The sequence below is a fragment of the Herbaspirillum rubrisubalbicans genome (assembly GCF_003719195.1).
GTDB classification, from domain to species: Bacteria; Pseudomonadota; Gammaproteobacteria; order Burkholderiales; family Burkholderiaceae_D; genus Herbaspirillum; species Herbaspirillum rubrisubalbicans.
The window spans coordinates 909,432-926,620 of the sequence record NZ_CP024996.1 but is presented as its reverse complement, the minus strand read 5'-3'; the positions used below and the strand labels follow the sequence as shown (position 1 = coordinate 926,620).

General features: G+C 62.1%; 15 protein-coding genes. 2 read left to right on the top strand and 13 right to left on the bottom strand.

Features of this window, described 5'->3' with window-relative positions:
* Positions 1-17: 17 nt before the first annotated feature.
* From glpK to glpD, 8 genes are all read right to left on the bottom strand, one after another.
* Positions 18-1,499 (bottom strand): glycerol kinase GlpK, encoded by a 1,482-nt coding sequence (gene glpK, locus RC54_RS04215; protein ID WP_061789225.1) that lies wholly within the window; start codon positions 1,497-1,499, stop codon positions 18-20.
* A 165-nt stretch (positions 1,500-1,664) separates the two neighbouring features.
* Positions 1,665-3,413: an ABC transporter substrate-binding protein gene (locus tag RC54_RS04210; protein ID WP_017451334.1), complete on the bottom strand. Its 1,749-nt coding sequence runs from the start codon at positions 3,411-3,413 to the stop codon at positions 1,665-1,667.
* A gap of 108 nt (positions 3,414-3,521) precedes the next feature.
* Entirely contained in the window at positions 3,522-3,806 is a 285-nt protein-coding gene (locus RC54_RS04205; RefSeq protein WP_017451335.1) for a DUF2160 domain-containing protein, read from the bottom strand.
* A gap of 2 nt (positions 3,807-3,808) precedes the next feature.
* Entirely contained in the window at positions 3,809-4,627 is an 819-nt protein-coding gene (locus RC54_RS04200) for a carbohydrate ABC transporter permease (RefSeq protein ID WP_058894330.1), read from the bottom strand.
* Complete coding sequence (locus tag RC54_RS04195) at positions 4,620-5,510, bottom strand: carbohydrate ABC transporter permease (RefSeq protein WP_058894329.1); 891 nt, start codon at positions 5,508-5,510, stop codon at positions 4,620-4,622. Before RC54_RS04195 ends, RC54_RS04200 begins: the two co-directional genes overlap by 8 nt.
* Positions 5,511-5,513: 3 nt before the next feature.
* Entirely contained in the window at positions 5,514-6,602 is a 1,089-nt protein-coding gene (locus tag RC54_RS04190; RefSeq protein WP_017451338.1) for an ABC transporter ATP-binding protein, read from the bottom strand.
* Position 6,603: 1 nt separating this feature from the next.
* The gene (locus tag RC54_RS04185) at positions 6,604-7,704 is read right to left on the bottom strand and encodes an ABC transporter ATP-binding protein (protein ID WP_058894328.1); all 1,101 of its coding nucleotides are present in this window, start codon (positions 7,702-7,704) and stop codon (positions 6,604-6,606) included.
* 47 nt (positions 7,705-7,751) lie between these two features.
* Positions 7,752-9,293 (bottom strand): glycerol-3-phosphate dehydrogenase, encoded by a 1,542-nt coding sequence (gene glpD / locus RC54_RS04180; protein WP_058894327.1) that lies wholly within the window; start codon positions 9,291-9,293, stop codon positions 7,752-7,754.
* Between the two features lie 234 nt (positions 9,294-9,527).
* Between glpD and RC54_RS04175 the strand changes: the two genes are divergently transcribed.
* Both RC54_RS04175 and adhP read left to right on the top strand, forming a co-directional pair.
* A complete protein-coding gene (locus tag RC54_RS04175; protein WP_058894326.1) occupies positions 9,528-10,286 on the top strand; it encodes a DeoR/GlpR family DNA-binding transcription regulator in 759 nt (252 codons plus the stop codon).
* A 247-nt stretch (positions 10,287-10,533) separates the two neighbouring features.
* Entirely contained in the window at positions 10,534-11,559 is a 1,026-nt protein-coding gene (gene adhP, locus RC54_RS04170; RefSeq protein WP_061789226.1) for an alcohol dehydrogenase AdhP, read from the top strand.
* A gap of 69 nt (positions 11,560-11,628) precedes the next feature.
* Here the strand turns inward: adhP and RC54_RS04165 are convergent, their stop codons facing one another.
* From RC54_RS04165 to RC54_RS04145, 5 genes are all read right to left on the bottom strand, one after another.
* Entirely contained in the window at positions 11,629-11,877 is a 249-nt protein-coding gene (locus tag RC54_RS04165) for a HigA family addiction module antitoxin (protein WP_017451343.1), read from the bottom strand.
* 180 nt (positions 11,878-12,057) lie between these two features.
* Entirely contained in the window at positions 12,058-13,563 is a 1,506-nt protein-coding gene (locus RC54_RS04160; RefSeq protein WP_017451345.1) for a DASS family sodium-coupled anion symporter, read from the bottom strand.
* Positions 13,564-13,746: 183 nt separating this feature from the next.
* Positions 13,747-14,502 carry an ABC transporter ATP-binding protein gene (locus RC54_RS04155; RefSeq protein WP_061789227.1) on the bottom strand — a complete coding sequence of 252 codons (756 nt, stop codon included), beginning with the start codon at positions 14,500-14,502 and terminating at the stop codon, positions 13,747-13,749.
* 1 nt (position 14,503) lies between these two features.
* Positions 14,504-15,763 carry an SfnB family sulfur acquisition oxidoreductase gene (locus tag RC54_RS04150; protein WP_061789228.1) on the bottom strand — a complete coding sequence of 420 codons (1,260 nt, stop codon included), beginning with the start codon at positions 15,761-15,763 and terminating at the stop codon, positions 14,504-14,506.
* A gap of 64 nt (positions 15,764-15,827) precedes the next feature.
* On the bottom strand, positions 15,828-17,144 hold the full coding sequence (locus RC54_RS04145) for an ABC transporter substrate-binding protein (protein WP_061789229.1): 1,317 nt from the start codon (positions 17,142-17,144) through the stop codon (positions 15,828-15,830).
* Between the last annotated feature and the right edge of the window lie 45 nt (positions 17,145-17,189).

Below are 17,189 nucleotides of genomic sequence, written 5' to 3'. Positions count from 1 at the left end.
GTGCCGGCCGGCGCGATTCAAGCTGCGCGAACCTGGCGGATCGCCGCCTCCCAGGCCCCGATCCGCTCCTCGGCCTCGTCACGGGTGATGCCGGGTTCAAAGCGGCGCTCCATGCGCCATTGCGACGACAACTCCGAGACATCCCGATAGACGCCTGTAGCCAAGCCCGCCAGATAGGCCGCGCCCAGCGCCGTGGTCTCGGTCACTTGCGGTCGAATCACGGGAATGCCCAACAGATCGGCCTGGAATTGCAGCAATAGGTTGTTGGCTGCAGCCCCGCCATCCACCCGCAACTCGGTAATCGGCGAGACGGCATCGCGCACCATGGCATTGAGCAGCGCACTGCTCTGGAAGGCGATCGACTCCAGTGCAGCGCGGGCGATGTGCGCCACCGTGCTACCTCGGCTCAAGCCGACGATGGCGCCCTTGGCGGTGGGGTTCCAGTAAGGAGCGCCCAGGCCGGTGAACGACGGCACGAACACCACGCCACCCGAATCCTCCACCGTGCAGGCCAGGCCCTCGACATCGGTGGAGGTCTTGATGGCCTTCAAGCCGTCACGCAACCATTGCACCACGGCGCCGCCGATGAAGACGCTGCCTTCCAGCGCATATTGTTTCTGCGCATCGACCTGGCAGGCTGCCGTGCTGATGAGCCCATTGTGGGAAGTCGCGCACTGGTCGCCGGTATGCAGCAACATGAAGCAACCGGTGCCATAGGTATTCTTGGCCATGCCTGGACGCAGGCAAGCCTGGCCGAACAGCGCCGACTGCTGGTCGCCGGCGATGCCGCCGATCTTCACTGCCGCGCCCAGGTGCGCCACATCGATCTCGCCGAAGAGGTGGGAAGAGGCGTGCACCTGCGGCAGCATCGACGCCGGAACGCCCAGCCATTGCAGCAATTCTTCATCCCAGGCACCGGTATGGATATTCCACAGCATGGTGCGCGAGGCATTGGAAACATCGCTCACATGCAGGCGGCCACCGGTCAGGTTCCACACCAGCCAGGCATCGACGGTACCGAACAGCAGCTCGCCGCGCTCGGCGCGTTCCCGCAGCCCGGCAACGTTATCCAGGATCCAGCGCAGCTTGGTGCCGGAAAAATAAGGATCCAGCACCAGCCCGGTCTTGTTCTGGATCGCCTCGCCCAGGCCGCGTTCGCGCAAGGCCGCACACACTACTTCGGCGCGCCGGTCCTGCCACACCACGGCGTTATAGACCGGCTTGCCGGTGGCGCGCTCCCACACCACGGTGGTTTCGCGCTGGTTGGTGATGCCCAGCGCGGTCAATTCACTGGCCTGGATGCCGCTTTGCGCCAGCACCCGCTGGGCGGTCTGCAACTGGCTCTGCCACAGGTCCATGGGATCGTGTTCGACCCAGCCCGGCTGCGGGAAGATCTGCGGGAATTCCTGCTGGGCCGTGGCGACGATGGCGCCACTCTGGTCGAAGATGATGCTGCGCGAGCTGGAGGTTCCCTGGTCGAGGGCGAGCAGATAGGCCATGATGATTCCTTGCAGACGTACTGAAAAACTAAGGTTTGAAAAATAAAAAACTAAACAATACGGAAGCGAAAACTTACTCTTCCAACGGCGTCCCTACAGACGACGACGCCATCCCGACACCGGCCAGGATGGCGCCTTCTCATGCGCGGTCGCGATCAACCTGGATCAACGCACGCGGCCATCCTTCCAGGCCTGCAGCAGCTTGTCGTAGGGGATGGTCTCGCCCTTGGGCTTTTCATTGGCCAGCTTGGCCCACGGTGCACCCTTGTCGGACAGCCAGCTGGCCGGATCCTTCTTCGGGTTCAGCTTGGGTGCGCACTGCTTCATGCCGGCGCGCTGCAAGCGGGCCATGATACCGTCCATCTCCTCGGCCAGGTTATCCATCGCACCTTGCGGGGTCTTCTCGCCGGAGATGGCCGAGGAAATATTCTTCCACCACAGTTGCGCCATCTTCGGATAGTCAGGCACGTTGGTCCCGGTCGGCGTCCACGCCACCCGTGCCGGGCTGCGGTAGAACTCGATCAAGCCACCGTACTTGGCGGCATTCTTGGTGAAGTAGTCGGAACGGATGTCGGAGTCACGAATGAAGGTCACGCCAACGATGGACTTCTTCAGCGACACGGTCTTGGACGTGGTGAACTGCGCATACAGCCAGGCTGCGGCCATCTGGTCCGGTGGCGTGCTCTTGAGGAAGGTCCAGGAACCCACGTCCTGGTAGCCGTTCTGCATCCCATCCTTCCAGTACGGACCATGCGGGCCAGGGGCCATGCGCCACTTGGGTGAACCATCGGCATTGACCACCGGCAGGCCTTGCTTGGTCATGCTGGCCGTGAAGGCGCTGTACCAGAAGATCTGTTGCGCGATGTGACCTTGCGCAGGCACCGGTCCGGCTTCGGAGAAGGTCATGCCCAGCGCCTCGGGCGGGGCGTATTTCTTCATCCAGTCCAGGTACTTGGTCAGGGCATAGACCGCTGCCGGCGAGTTGGTGGCACCACCGCGCGACACCGATGCGCCCACCGGGGTGCACTTGTCGTCGGCCACGCGGATACCCCATTCATCCACCGGCAAGCCGTTGGGCAAGCCCTTGTCGGCAGCACCGGCCATGGACAGCCAGGCATCGGTGAAACGCCAGCCCAGCGAGGGATCCTTCTTGCCGTAATCCATGTGACCGTAGATCTTCTTGCCATCGAGTTCCTTCACGTCATTGGTGAAGAAGGCCGCGATGTCTTCGTAGGCCGACCAGTTCTGCGGCACACCCAGTTCATAGCCATACTTGGCCTTGAACTTGTCCTGCAGATCCTTGCGCGCGAACCAGTCAGCGCGGAACCAGTACAGGTTGGCGAACTGCTGGTCAGGCAGTTGATACAGCTTGCCATCGGGCGCGGTGGTGAAGCTGGTGCCGATGAAGTCCTTCAGGTCCAGGCCGGGGTTGGTGTATTCCTTGCCGGGGCCGGCCATGTAATCGGTCAGTACCACGGTCTGGCCGTTGCGATAGTGGGTACCGATCAGGTCGGAGTCATTGACCCAGCCGTCATAGATGGACTTGCCCGATTGCAGCGAGGTCTGCATCTTCTCGACCACGTCGCCTTCCTGGATCACGTCGTGGATCACCTTGATGCCGGTGATGTCCTCGAAGGCCTTGGCCAGGGTCTTGGATTCATAGGCGTGGGTGTCCAGGGTTTCGGAGACCACGTGGATTTCCTTGACGCCCTTGGCCTTGAGCTTGGCCGCCGCGTCGATGAACCATTGCATCTCGCTGACCTGCTGCGCGCGAGAGAGCGTACTGGGCTGGAATTCCGAGTCCACCCACTTCTCGGCGGCCTTGATGTCGGCCCAGGCATTGCCGGCCACACCGGCCATGGCCATGGCAGCCACCAACACCGTCAATTTGATCTTCCGCATGTTTTGCATCATGTCTCCTCATCACCTTCCCCTGGTTTGGCGTACCGGGTAGGGAAGGAGAATCCCCGGACGTCCGTTCTGATGACAGATCTATTGCCTGTTGCTACTCAAAAACTGTACTTACCCCTTGCGCATGATCAGCACCAGAGCCACGAAACCCAGTGCCGCCGCATACCACTGGTCGAGATCGCTGAGGCCGACCCAGGCCAGGTTGATGTAGGCCGCCGTCAACAAGCCGATGAACAGCCGGTCGCCACGGGTGGTGCGCATGGGCAGAAAGCCCTTGCGCTCGATGGTGGGTGAACGGATTTCCCACACCGTCATGCCCACCAGCATCAGCACCACACAGGCGAAGAAGATCGCCACCGGTGGCGTCCACGACATCCACGACAATGCATTTCCCATGATCACACTCTCCCCATCGCAAAGCCCTTGGCGATATGGTTGCGCACGAACCAGATCACCAGGGCGCCCGGAACGATCGTCAACACCCCGGCGGCGGCCAGGATGCCCCAGTCCATGCCCGCCGCCGAAGCGGTGCGGGTCATGATGGCGCTGATCGGCTTGGCATTGACCGAGGTCAGCGTGCGCGCCAGCAGCAACTCCACCCAACTGAACATGAAGCAGAAGAAGGCCGTCACGCCCACGCCCGACTTGATCAGCGGCAGGAAGATACGCAGGAAGAAGCGCGGGAAGGAGAAGCCGTCGATATAGGCGGTCTCATCGATCTCGCGCGGCACGCCCGACATAAAGCCTTCCAGGATCCACACCGCCAGCGGCACGTTGAAGAGCATGTGCGCCAGCGCCACCGCGATGTGGGTGTCCGACAGGCCGATGGTGGAATAGAGCTGGAAGAACGGCAGCAGGAACACCGCCGGCGGCGTCATGCGATTGGTCAGCAGCCAGAAGAACATGTGCTTGTCGCCCAGGAAGCGATAGCGCGAGAAGGCATAGGCCGCCGGCAAGGCCACCAGCAGCGACATGACCGTGTTCATGGCCACGTAGATGATGGAGTTGATATAGCCGGAGTACCACGAAGGGTCGGTGAAGATCACCTTGTAGTTGTCCAGCGTGGGCGCGTTCGGCCAGAGCGTGAAGACCGACAGCGTTTCCTCGTTGGTCTTGAGCGAGGTGTTGAGCAGCCAGTACAGCGGAATCAGCGTAAAGGCGATGTAGAGCAGCATCACCAGCACGCGGGTGATGCTCTGATCCTGGTTTTTATTCATGTTGGCCTCCCGAAGCATTGGCGTTGTTGCCGGCGCTCTGCATCCAGTTGTAGAGCACGAAGGACAGCAGCAGGATGATGAGGAAGTAGATCAGCGAGAAGGCGGCGGCCGGACCGAGGTCGAACTGGCCCACGGCTTTCTGCGTGAGGTACTGGCTCAGGAAGGTGGTCGAGTTACCAGGGCCGCCACCGGTGAGCACGAAGGGCTCGGTATAGATCATGAAGCTATCCATGAAGCGCAGCAGCACCGCGATCACCAGCACGCCACGCATCTTGGGCAACTGGATGAAACGGAACACCGCCCAGCGGCTGGCGCCGTCGATCTGCGCGGCCTGGTAATAGGCGTCGGGAATGGAACGCAGACCGGCGAAGGCCAGCAGCGCCACCAGCGGCGTCCAGTGCCACACATCCATCACCAGCACGGTCAGCCAGGCGTCGGCCGGATTGGAGGCATAGTTGTAGTCGCTGCCCAGCAGGTTCAACACATGGCCACCCAGGCCGATGTCGGCGCGCCCGAAGATCTGCCAGATGGTGCCCACCACGTTCCAGGGAATCAGCAGGGGCATGGCCAGGATCACCAGCGTGGCCGAGGATTTCCAACCCTTGTAGGGCATCGCCAGCGCCAGGCCGATGCCCAGCGGGATCTGCACCAGCAGCACGCAGAAGGAAAAGATCAGTTGGCGCAACAGGGCGGCGTGCAGCTCGCCGTCGCGCATGACTTCGCGGAACCAGTCCAGACCGACGAAGACTTTCTGCTCGGGACTGATGATGTCCTGCACCGAATAGTTGACCACCGTCATGAGCGGGATGATGGCCGAGAAAGCGACGGTGAGGAAGACCGGGAGGATGAAGAACCAGGCCTTGTTGTTGTATGGCTTGTTCATGGCTTAGCGTCCTATTCTCTGGTCGTTGCTGAAGTAGATCGTTTCCGGCTTGGCCAGTCGCAGCCATTGCGGGCCGGTGACGACCTTCATCTCGGGCGCAATGCGCGCCTTCACGCTCATGCCATCGAACTGCGCGCTCACCAGTTGGCTGGTCCCCAGATGCTGAACCTGGGTAACCTCGGCGCTGACCGCACCGGGCGTGCCGGGCGCGGCCAGTTCGACGAATTCGGGACGGATGCCCAGCTTCAGCTCCCCGGAAGAATTCTTCAGTGCCTGCAATTGCGCCGCATCGAGCTGTATGCGCTGCTGGCCCAGCAGGACGGCGTCTCCTTCAACGCGCAAGGAACAGAAGTTCATACCGGGGCTGCCGATGAAATAGCCGACGAAGGTATGGTCCGGGCGCAGGAAGAGTGCCTCCGGCTTGCCCTGCTGCACCACCTTGCCCTCGGTCATCACCACCACTTCATCGGCGAAGGTCAGCGCTTCGACCTGGTCGTGGGTGACGTAGATGAGGGTGAGCTTCAACTGGTGATGGATTTCCTTCAGCTTCTGGCGCAACTCCCACTTCATGTGCGGATCGATCACCGTCAGCGGTTCATCGAACAGGATCGCCGCCACATCCTTGCGCACCAGGCCGCGGCCCAGCGAAATCTTTTGCTTGGCGTCAGCCGACAAGCCCGCAGCGCGCTGCTTGAGGTCGCGGGTGAGATCAAGCATCTCGGCGATCTCGCGCACGCGGGCCTGCACTTCACGCTCGGCGATCTTGCGATTGCGCAGCGGGAAGGCCAGGTTGTCGAACACGCTCATGGTGTCGTAGAGCACCGGGAACTGGAACACCTGGGCGATATTGCGCTCACGGGTGGCCTTGCGGGTCATGTCCTGGCCATCGAAGAGCACTTGCCCTTCGGAAGGCTGCAACAGGCCCGAGATGATGTTGAGCAAGGTCGATTTTCCACAGCCGGAAGGCCCCAGCAGCGCATAGGCGCCACCGTCTTCCCACACCATGTTCATCGGTTGCAGGGCATAGTCCTTGAGGCTGGCGGGATTGCTACCGTAGGCGTGGCCCAGGTTCTTGAATTCGATGCGGGCCATATCAGCGAGTCTCCATCGGGGCGCTCAACAACTGCCCCTGCGTATCGAACAGGAAAGCCTTGGCCGCCGCGATGCTGACCTGCACCGTGCTGCCGATGGCCACTTCATGCACGCCCGACAGTTGCGCCACCAACGGCACCTCGCCATGGCGCAGGTGCAGATAGGTTTCGGAGCCGGACAGTTCGGCCAACGTCACGCGGCATCCCAGGCTCACGCCCGGCGCGGCCAGCGTTTCCAGGCGCACGTCGTTGCAGCGGATGCCCAGCTTGCAGGGCTGGCCCTCGGCCAGCTGGAGATTGCGACCGGCGATTTCCAGCACGCTGCCATCACTCATGCGGATGGCCGCCACGCCTGGGGCTGTAGACACCGCTGTGGCTTCCAGCACATTCATGGGCGGGTCGTTGAAGATGGCCGCCACCCGGGTGGAAGCGGGACTGTTGAACAATTCCAGCGTTGGCGCCAATTGCAGCAGGCGGCCTTCGTGCATCACGGCGGTGTGGCCGCCCAGCAGCAGCGCTTCCTGCGGCTCGGTGGTGGCGTAGACCACCGTGGTGTCGCCGGTGGCGAAGAGCGAAATCAACTCGCTGCGCAATTCCTCGCGCAGCTTGTAGTCGAGGTTGACCAGCGGTTCATCCAGTAGCACCAGTGGAGCGCGCTTGATGAGCGCACGCGCCAGCGCGCAGCGCTGCTGCTGGCCACCGGAGAGCTCGCCCGGCAGGCGTTGCAGCAGGTGGGCGATATGCAGTTTCTCGGCGATCTCGTTGACGCGCTTGCTGATCTCTTGCTCGGGCTGCTTCTGCAAGCGCAAGGGTGCGGCGATGTTCTCCCACACCGTCAGGCCGGGATAGTTGATGAATTGCTGATAGACCATCGCCAGGTTGCGCTCGCGCACCCCCACCCCGGTCACATCCTGGCCATCGACCAGTACGCGTCCTGCGGTGGGCTTATCGAGCCCGGCGATGATGCGCATCAGCGATGTCTTGCCGGCCTGGGTCGGCCCCAGCAGGACATTGATGCCGCCTTTGGCAAGGCGTAGATCAAGCGGATACAGATGCGTTTGCGCACCGACCGTCTTGGCCACTTGTTTCAGTTCCAGGGTCACGCTGTCTCCTCGCTACTTTTTTTAATTGATGGCTGTGGCGACCTGGCTCAGTGGGGCACTGGAGCGGCGGGTTCTGGCAAACCGGCCAGCCACGCCTCCAATCGTCCTCTGTGCTGCGGCCCGCTGTGCAGGCCCAGCTTGCTACGACGCCACAGGATATCGTCGGCGCTGCGCGCCCATTCGTGTTGCACCAGGTAGTGCGCCTCGGCTTCGTACAGGCCGGGGCTCAGTTCTTCACCCAATGCCGCCAGGCTGTCGGCCTGACCAATGAACTGCTCCACGCGCGAACCATAGCTGCGCGCATAGCGATGGGCAAGCTCAGCCGGCAGCCACGGGTGGCGTGCCTGGAACTGGCGCAACCAGCCATCGAAGTCATAACGGGCCACCATCTTGCCGGCCTGCTCCAGGTCGCCGCCCGGCAGCGGCGCACCAGCCGTCCAGGGCTGGGTCGACGCCCCCAGGTGCGGCGCCAGCATGGACAAGGCTTCCTCGGCCAGCTTGCGGTAGGTGGTGATCTTGCCGCCCCAGACGTTCAACATGGGGGCGCCGGCATCGTCGCATTCGAGCAGGTAGTCGCGGGTGATGGCCGAGGCATTCTCGGCGCTGTCGTCCAGCAGCGGACGCACGCCGGAATAGGTCCACACCACGTCGCTCTTGCTGATCTGGCGATTGAAATAACGATTGGCCATCTGGCACAGGTAATCGATCTCTTCGGCATCGATCTCGACCTGGCCGGCGTCGCCGTGGTATTCGAGGTCGGTGGTGCCGATCAGGGTGAATTCTTCCTGGTAGGGAATGGCAAAGATGATGCGCTTGTCGGGGTTCTGGAAGATATACGCATAGGGGTGGTCGAACAGGCGCTTGACCACGATGTGGCTGCCCTTGATCAGGCGCAGGCTGCGCCCGGTCTTGGCCTGCGGCACGGCCTGCGCAAAGCGGGCGGCCCAAGGACCGGCGGCATTGACGATGGCACGGGCGCGCACTTCTTCCTGCTGCACGCTGCCCGCGGCCTGGTGTTCCAGCACGGCGTGCCAGGTCTGGCCGTCGCGGCGCGCGCTGACGCACTTGGTACGGGTGAGGATGCGTGCACCATGCTCTTGCGCATCCATCGCATTCAACACCACCAGGCGCGCATCATCGACCCAGCCATCGGAATAGACGAAGCCACGACGATAGTCACCCTTCAGTGGCTGGCCGGCAGCATGACGGCCCAGGTTGACGCCTTCGGAGGCCGGCAGGATCTCGCGCTTGGCCAGGTGGTCGTACATGAACAGGCCGGCACGGATCATCCAGGCCGGGCGTTGGCTGGCATCGTGCGGCATGACGAAGCGCAGCGGCCAGATGATGTGCGGTGCCGAGCGCAACAGCACTTCGCGCTCCTGCAGCGCCTTGCGCACCAGCTTGAATTCGTAGTACTCGAGATAGCGCAAGCCACCATGGATGAGCTTGGTGCTGGAGGAAGACGTATGCTGGGCCAGGTCGTGCTGCTCGCACAGCAACACCCGCAAGCCGCGGCCAGCCGCATCGCGCGCGATGCCCGCGCCATTGATACCGCCACCTACTACCAAGAGATCATATTCGAGCGCCATTGGCCGCTTCTCCACATTCGTGCCGTGTTGGTTCGGGACGCCATCATCCCGTGCAACCACCGGAATACTGGAGTAGCCGGAAGTTGTCAGTGCCCCGTAAGATAAGCGACATCCTGAAAGTAAATCAACAATTATTTGTTGTTTTAAGTTCGTTTATGTTTTTTAATGTTCATATCGAATCAATATAGTTGATTAAATTTCAACGCGAATTTCAACAAAAATTTCAACGACAAGATGCTTAATCCCAGGCAACAGACGCTGCTGGAATGCGTCCGCAAGCACGGCACCATCTCGGTGGAAGAGCTGGCCCAGCAACTCAACGTCACCACCCAGACCGTGCGCCGTGACGTCAAGGCGATGGTCGATGCCAGCCTGCTGGCGCGCTATCACGGCGGGGTCGGCCTGCTGTCATCGACCGAGAACATCGCCTATCCGCAGCGCCAGGTGATGCACGCCGAAGCCAAGCGCCGCATCGGCCAGACCGTGGCGGCGCGGGTGCCGGACGGCTGCTCGCTGATCCTGAACCTGGGCACCACCACCGAAGAGGTGGCGCGCGCCCTGCAGCAGCACAAGCACCTGCACGTGGTCACCAACAATCTGAACGTGGCCACCTCCCTGGCCAGCAATCCCGAGCTCGAAGTCATCATCGCCGGCGGCGTGGTGCGCGCGCGCGACCGCGGCATCGTGGGCGAGGCCACCATCGATTTCATCCGCCAGTTCAAGGTCGACATCGGCATCATCGGCATTTCCAGCATCGAAATGGATGGCGTGCTGCGCGACTTCGACGCCCGCGAAGTCAAGGTCGCCCAGACCATCATCGAACAATCGCGCCAGGTCTGGCTGGTGGCCGACGCCAGCAAGTTCGGCCGGCAGGCGCTGGTGAAGATGGCGCACCTGTCGCAGATCGACGTGCTCTTCACCGACGCCCCGCCACCCCCGGAACTGGCCAAGCTGCTGGCCGAGACGGATGTGGAAGTTGTCATCGCCATATGAACAATGACGTCTGCGCAAGCCCTGGGCAGGCAAGATTGTCAAGGTCAGGTGAATAAGTTTTCTTGAAAGGCCATTCAAGTTTTCAACGATGGGCGACATGGATCAATCCATGCGCAATCATCGATTGTCGTCATTGCAGGCGCGGAGGATAGTGATCGCTGCCGGCAGGCACAACAGGCCGCAAACGCAGCAACAAGGCCGCCGCCCTGCCCGCGCATCCCGTTGATCCCCCTTGAGAGGAGTGCATATGACGCAAATGATGAAAGCGGCCGTGGTCCGCGAATTCGGCAAGCCCCTGTCCATCGAACAAGTCCCCGTCCCCACACCCGGACCGGGACAGATCCTGGTCAAGTTCGAGGCCAGCGGCGTATGCCACACCGACCTGCACGCCGCCCAAGGCGACTGGCCCGTCAAGCCCACCCCACCTTTCATTCCCGGCCACGAAGGCACTGGCTATGTGGCCGCGCTGGGGACCGGCGTGAAGCACGTCAAGGAAGGCGATCGGGTCGGCGTGCCCTGGCTGCATACGGCCTGCGGCTGCTGCTCGCCCTGCCGCACCGGCTGGGAAACCCTGTGCGCAGAACAACAGAATACCGGTTACTCGGTCAACGGCACGTTTGCCGAATATGGCCTGGCCGATCCCAACTTCGTCGGCCGCCTGCCGGCCAGCCTGGAGTTCGGCCCGGCCGCCCCGGTGCTGTGCGCAGGCGTGACCGTCTACAAGGGTTTGAAGGAAACCGAAGTACGCCCGGGCGAATGGGTGGTCATCTCCGGCATCGGCGGCCTGGGCCACATGGCCGTGCAATATGCCAAGGCCATGGGGATGCACGTGGTGGCCGCCGACATCCATGAAGACAAACTGGCCCTGGCCAAGAAACTGGGCGCCGACCTCACCGTGGATGGTCGCGACCACAATGCGGTAGCCGACGTCCAGCGCATCATCGGCGGCGCCCATGGCGCCTTGGTGACAGCGGTCTCGCCCAAGGCGATGGAACAGGCCTTCGGCTTCCTGCGCTCGCACGGCACCATGGCCCTGGTCGGCCTGCCCCCGGGCGACATCAGCCTGCCGGTATTCAACACGGTCTTGAAGCGCATCACCGTGCGCGGCTCCATCGTCGGCACCCGCCAGGACCTGGAAGAGTCCCTGGTCTTCGCCGCCGAAGGCAAGGTCGCCGCGCACTTCACCTGGGACAAGCTGGACAACATCAACGCCATCTTTGCGCGTATGGAAGAGGGCAAGATTGATGGGCGCATTGTGCTGGATCTGAAGTAAGCAAATCACTGGCATGAAAAATGGCGGCTCCTTTTGGAAGCCGCCATTTTCATTGACTGCATTTCACGTTCAGGCCGGGGTCGATTCCTTGGGTTGCCATTGCTTGATGCCCGCCAATACATCGCGCATCTTTTCCCGTGCCACCTCAGTATCATGCGCAACCTGCGCGCGCAGCCAGTAGCCATCGGATAGACCGAAGAAGCGCGCCAGCCGCAAATCGGTATCTGCCGTGATTGCGCGCTTGCCGTTGACGATCTCACTGATGCGCAACTGAGAGACGCCAATTTCCTTTGCCAGGCGGTATTGGGTGATGCCCATGGGCTTAAGAAATTCTTCTCGAAGTATCTCGCCTGGTGCAATCGAATTCAGATTTCTCATCATTGGCCTCTCGACAGCTTGATAGATAGAAGAGGAATCCTAACCGAACCGATGCACTAGTTGCGGCGAAACTGCCGAAGAGTACGACAATCTCGCTGCTCTCCGAGCTGGGAAAGCGTATTACCAATACCCCAACACCTTCCACCAAACCGTCCCCACCGTCGCAAACACCAGCAACTCCACCACAGCCATGACAAAGCCCACGCCCCACCACTTGCCCATGGACACATAACCACTGCCGAAGATGATGGGCGAAGTGCCGGTGGCATAGTGGGTCAAGGTCATCATCACACCCGAGCCGGCGGTCATCATCAGCATGAAGGGAACCACATACTGCGGCGGCAGCAACTGCGCACCGACCGTCAGGAAAGCCAGCATCATCGCGCTGATGTGGGCCGTGGTACTGGCGAAGAAGTAATGCGACAGCACGAACACCAGCAGCAGCACCGCTGCCACCGCATACCAGCCCATGCCACTGGCCACGATGGCGGCCTTCATGCCATCGGAGAACCAGGCCACCACGCCGGTCTTGTTCAACTGCTCGGCCAGCATCACCAGCGCGCCGAACCAGACCAGGGTATCCCAGGCGCTCTTTTCGGAGAGCACGTCGTCCCAGTCGATGGTGCCGGTGATGATCAACACGAACAGGCCGACGAAGGCCACCACCGTCGGGTCCAGCGTGAAGGCCGCCCCCAGCAGCATGGCCGGCACATTGGCCCACAGCAGCAGCAACAGCGCGAAGGTACCCAGCATGACCTTTTCGCTGGCGCCCAGCTTGCCCATCTTGTCCAGTTCGCTGCGCGCATAATCGACCGCGTTCGGGGTGGACTTCAGTTCCGGCGGCGAGAGCAGGTAGATCACCAGCGGCATGATCAACAGGCATACCAGGCCCGGCAGCAACATGCACAGCGCCCAGGTGGTCCAGCTCAGTTGCAGCGCATGACCGGTAGCCTTGGCCACGTAGTTGACCACCAGCGGATTGGGCGCAGTGGCGGTGAGGAACATGGCCGAGGTGATCGGGTTGGCGTGGTAGTTGACCAGCGCCAGGTAACTGCCAACCTTGTTCTGCGTGCCCTTGGCCGGGTCGGAGTCAAAGGCGTTGGCAATCGACTTCATGATGGGGTGGACGATGCCGCCGCCGCGCGCGGTATTGCTGGGCGTGAAGGGGGCCAGCACCAGTTCGCAGATGGCCAGGCCGTAGCCGATGCCGATGGTGCGCTTGCCCAGCAAGGCGATGAACATCAAGCCCACGCGCCGACCCAGACCGGTCTTCTTCAAGCCCCGGGAAATCAGGATGGCCACCACGATGAGCCAGATCAGCGGATTGGAGAAACTGGCCAGGGCGTCGGCTATGGCGCCCTTGGAAGAGGTGGAGGTAACTTGCGAAAGCGAGACGATGACGATGGCCATCATCGCCATCACGCCGATGGGCATCACCTTCAGGATGATGGCCACGATGGTGGTAAGGAAGATCGCCACCAGCGCCCAGGCCTTGGGCTCCAGGCCGGCCGGACAGGGGGTGAGCAACAGCAGGATCAGGACCGCGGTAGCGATCAGGGCAGGGACCAGCTTGAAGGGAACAGCATCGTTGAAATACTTGAAGGTGGCTTTGAGTTGGGCGAGCATCGCATCATCCTGTGAGACTATGAAAGCAAGATGGCCGCACGGCCTTGCCGTGCGGCCATCTTGCCACCGAGTATAGTCAGACTGGTGCGCCTTCCCCACTGCAAACTGGCGATGATTTGATCTGCGCTAGGGTTAAGCCAACTTTAATGCTCCTTGCGACGAACCTTCATGCCGCGCTAATGCTCAGGCCGCGATGCGACTCTCGCCAAAGTAGAACGACTGGATATCGGACCTCTGCCGCAACACCTCTGCCGGCCCATGCAGCACGCTGGCGCCATTCTCCAGCACGGTGGCGCGATGCGCGTATTGCAAGGCCACCGCCGAGTTCTGCTCGGCCACCAGCAGGGCCACGCCCTCTTCCCGGTTGAGCCGGCTCAATTGCGCAAAGATGTCGGCCACCACCAGCGGGGCCAGGCCCATAGAAGGTTCATCCAGCACCAGCAAGCGCGGCCGCGAAATCAGCGCGCGCCCGATCGCCACCATCTGTTGCTCTCCGCCCGAGCACAAGCCGGCCAGGCTGCGACGCCGATTGCGCAACAAGGGAAAGATCGCGTAGATGCGCTCCAGCGCATCGCGCAGTACGGCGCGCCGCGTGAAGCGGCCGGGCCAGCCGGTCAGCAGGTTTTCTTCCACCGACAGCGAGGCAAAGCAATGCCGCCCCTCCAGCACCTGGGCCAGCCCCTGCCGCACCAGATCGGCCGGGCTGCTGCGCGCAATATCCTGTCCATCGAAGAGGATGCGCCCACTGCGCAACTGCCCGCGTTGCGCCGCCAGCAGGTTGGAGACGGCCTTGAGCGTGGTGGACTTGCCGGCGCCATTGGCGCCCAGCAGGGCATGGATCTCGCCCGGCTGCAACGTCAGGCTGACCTCCTGCAAGGCCAGCAGCGCGCCCTGGTAGAGCACCTGGATGGCGTCGACCTGCAATAGCGGCGCGCTCATCTCAGCTCCACGCGTGGAACGGTGGCTTGACGCCGTTGAGGTAGTAGTTGCCGATGAGGGCGTATTTCCAGCGCACCGGATCATGCAAGGTATGGGTGCGCGCATTGCGCCAATGGCGGTCCAGGTTGTATTGGGCCAGGGTAGAACGCGTGCCGGCCAGTTCGAAGAGCTTGTTGGTGGCAAGGATGGCGATTTCGGTGGACAAGACCTTGGCCTCGGCCGTCAAGATCTGTGCGCGCGCCACACTCTCGGCGTCCGGTGCCGCCACCGCCGCGTCGATGGCGCGCCCGGCGCGTTCCAGCAAGGCGTCACTGGCGTGCAGGCGGATCTGCAGGTCGCCCACGGCCTGGATCGAATACGGATCTTCCCAGGCATGGTCACGCTGGCTGTCGATCCATGGACGCGACTTGGTGCGCACGAATTCCTGGGTATCGGCAATGGCGGCCCGGGCAATGCCCTCGTCGATGGCGGCCTGGATGATCTGGAAGATGGCGCCATCGGCGGAGGGTTCCTGGTAGCCCTTGTAGGCCGGGATCAGTTGGCTCTTGGGCACCTTCACCTGGTCGATGATGACGGTACCGCTCAAGGTGGTGCGCTGGCCGAAGGCGGACCAGTCGTCGATCACGGTCAGGCCCGGTGCATTGCGGTCGGCTACCACGTACCAGGTGCGGTTCTCTTCGTCATTGGCGACGATGGGCACGTAGTGCGCCAGCAAGGCGCCGGTGGAATAGAACTTCTTGCCGGTGACGATGACATGGTCGCCGGCATCGACGAAGCGGGTCTCAAAGTCAGCGGCACGCTTGGAGCCGGATTCGGAAAACGCATTGCCCCAGCGCACGCCGCGCAGGAAGTCGGCAAAGAAGCGCTGCTGTTGTTCGGCATCGGAGACGGTACGCACCGCCGCCACGAAACCCAGGTGGTTCTGCGTGATCTGCGCAAGCGACGGATCGGCGGCGGCGATGATGGCGATCACTTCGGCCAGCGTGGCATAGGAGACTTCGGCCCCACCGAAGGCACGCGGCACGTTGATGGCCCACAGGCCGCTTTGCGAATAGGCTTCGATTTCTTCCACCGGCCAGCGACGCAGACGGTCGCGTTCGGAAGCGCCTTCGGCCAGGCGCTGGGCCAGTGTATGGGCCACGGCGATGGCTTCGGCGTCGTCACGGATCACGTGCGCCGGCTGGGTGGCGCGTGGCAGGCCGGGCACCGGGCCGCTGGCGGGCGAGTATTGCTGCTGGGAGGGGGCGAGAACGGCGGACATGGTCAGGCCTTTCAAAGATAGGGGGGATGGGGGGAGAAAGCGGTCCCGCAGGACCGCCGGGAGATCAATCGTCAATGCTCTTGCGCACCTTGATGCTCTTTTCCTTGGCATAGGCCAGGGCGGATTTCTCGATGATGGGGCGCAACAGTTTCCAGTCCGGTGCGATCCAGTCGGAGACCACCTTCCACTGCTTGCCATCCCATTGCTGGAAGGCCACCAGGCCATCGCCTTCATGGTTGTCCCAGGTCACGTGGATGGAATGGAACAGGCCCTTGGCACCCAGTGCCGCAGCCCGCGCCTGGTCGATGTTGAGGTTTTCCAGGCCCCAGCGGATTTCGTCGCCGGTCAGGGTGCGCTTGCCGAACTTGGCCTGGGCGATGCGGATGGCTTCCACGTTGAGGATGCCGTTGAGCACACCCAGGTTGTGATAGACGCTGCCGATGCGCTTGGGATCCTGCAGGTTGCCCTTGCCCGCGCCATAGACGATCTTCTGGATGTCCTGCAGCACCGGATACTGCGCGCCAGCGGCCACGGTGGTGATGGCCACATAGCCCTTGGCGGCATCGCCTGCGGGAATCACGTCTTCTTCCGAATTGGACCAGACATTGCCGATGATGTGGTCAGCCGGGAAGCCCGACTTCTGCGCCGTCTTCAAGGCCACCGGGTTCATCACGCCCCAGCCGCGCAACACCACGTAATCCGGCTTGGCGCGGCGGATCGCCAGCCATTGCGCCTGCTGTTCATTGCCGGGGTGCGGTACTTCGATCTGCTGCACGGTGAAACCATATTTTTCGGCCAGCAACTGGTAGATGGGAATGGTCTCCTTGCCATAGGGCGAACCGTGGTAGAGCACCACGATCTTCTTGCCCTTGAGCTTGTCGGTCCCGCCGACCTTGGTGGCGATGTAGTTGACGATGCCCGAGGTCTCGCTATAGGGGTTGAGCAGCAGTGGGAAAATGTACTTGAAGACCCTGCCATCGGTGGTATCGGTGCGACCGTGGTTGATGGTCAGCAGCGGCACCTTGTCGGCGGTGACGCGGTCCAGCAGTGCGTAGGCAATGCCCACCGAGAGCGGATTCCAGGTGGCGATGCCAGGATGTTGCTTCAGGCGTTCATAGACTTCGACGCCGCGTTCGACTTCGTACTGGGTCTCGCCTTCTTCCCAGGTCAGCTTGACGCCACCCACGCCGCCATCGCGCAGGTTGACCAGGTTGAGGTAATCGATGAAGCCGCCGAAGAAGCCGGTACCGCCAGCGGCGTAAGGACCGACCCGGTAACTCTGCAATGGGAAGAATTGTTCATCGGCACGGGCATTTTGCAGGCCTGTAGCCAGCAAGGCGACGGCCAAGGTGAAGGTTTTTAATAATTTTGAGTGCAGCATGGTCAGAGAGCTTCTCCGTGGTGAGGTTGGAAGTGAAGGTAAAAA

Bases quoted from the DNA above. Each gene is read 5' to 3' on its own strand.
- glpK (WP_061789225.1), bottom strand. From the start codon at position 1,499: ATGGCCTATCTGCTCGCCCTCGACCAGGGAACCTCCAGCTCGCGCAGC.
- RC54_RS04210 (WP_017451334.1), bottom strand. From the start codon at position 3,413: ATGATGCAAAACATGCGGAAGATCAAATTGACGGTGTTGGTGGCTGCC.
- RC54_RS04205 (WP_017451335.1), bottom strand. From the start codon at position 3,806: ATGGGAAATGCATTGTCGTGGATGTCGTGGACGCCACCGGTGGCGATC.
- RC54_RS04200 (WP_058894330.1), bottom strand. From the start codon at position 4,627: ATGAATAAAAACCAGGATCAGAGCATCACCCGCGTGCTGGTGATGCTG.
- RC54_RS04195 (WP_058894329.1), bottom strand. From the start codon at position 5,510: ATGAACAAGCCATACAACAACAAGGCCTGGTTCTTCATCCTCCCGGTC.
- RC54_RS04190 (WP_017451338.1), bottom strand. From the start codon at position 6,602: ATGGCCCGCATCGAATTCAAGAACCTGGGCCACGCCTACGGTAGCAAT.
- glpD (WP_058894327.1), bottom strand. From the start codon at position 9,293: ATGGCGCTCGAATATGATCTCTTGGTAGTAGGTGGCGGTATCAATGGC.
- RC54_RS04175 (WP_058894326.1), top strand. From the start codon at position 9,528: ATGCTTAATCCCAGGCAACAGACGCTGCTGGAATGCGTCCGCAAGCAC.
- adhP (WP_061789226.1), top strand. From the start codon at position 10,534: ATGACGCAAATGATGAAAGCGGCCGTGGTCCGCGAATTCGGCAAGCCC.
- RC54_RS04165 (WP_017451343.1), bottom strand. From the start codon at position 11,877: ATGGGCATCACCCAATACCGCCTGGCAAAGGAAATTGGCGTCTCTCAG.
- RC54_RS04160 (WP_017451345.1), bottom strand. From the start codon at position 13,563: ATGCTCGCCCAACTCAAAGCCACCTTCAAGTATTTCAACGATGCTGTT.
- RC54_RS04155 (WP_061789227.1), bottom strand. From the start codon at position 14,502: ATGAGCGCGCCGCTATTGCAGGTCGACGCCATCCAGGTGCTCTACCAG.
- RC54_RS04150 (WP_061789228.1), bottom strand. From the start codon at position 15,763: ATGTCCGCCGTTCTCGCCCCCTCCCAGCAGCAATACTCGCCCGCCAGC.
- RC54_RS04145 (WP_061789229.1), bottom strand. From the start codon at position 17,144: ATGCTGCACTCAAAATTATTAAAAACCTTCACCTTGGCCGTCGCCTTG.